The 264-nt window shown below is 67.4% G+C and carries 1 protein-coding gene and 1 pseudogene; both read left to right on the top strand.

What is annotated here, in order from left to right:
- Window positions 1–154 (top strand): sulfurtransferase TusA family protein (locus SM753_RS20735; protein WP_323192945.1); only part of this gene is annotated, 154 nt, incomplete at its 5' end.
- Window positions 151–264 (top strand): annotated as a pseudogene (locus tag SM753_RS20730) (NAD(P)/FAD-dependent oxidoreductase); the annotation flags it as partial. The gene SM753_RS20735 and the pseudogene SM753_RS20730, both read left to right, overlap by 4 nt.

Here is a 264-nt window from a genome sequence, read left to right as displayed (position 1 = left end):
CAAGAAGGCCGACCCCGGGACCGTCGTCGAACTGCAGACGAGCGACCGAGGGTCCACGACGGACGTCCCCGAGTGGGTCGAGAAGGCCGGACACGAACTCCTCGACAGCGTCGAGCACGACGACTACTGGAGCCTCTACGTGGAGAAAGCATGACCCGAATCGTCATCGTCGGGGCCGGCACCGGCGGCGTCGTCCTCGCGAACAAGCTCGCGGACGAACTCCACGCGGAGATCGACGCGGGCGAGGTCGCGGTGACGCTCGTC

The sequence above is a fragment of the Halostella sp. PRR32 genome, assembly GCF_034808085.1.
Classification (GTDB): Archaea; Halobacteriota; Halobacteria; order Halobacteriales; family Natronoarchaeaceae; genus Halostella; species Halostella pelagica.
This window is presented reverse-complemented; position numbering and strand designations above follow the sequence as displayed.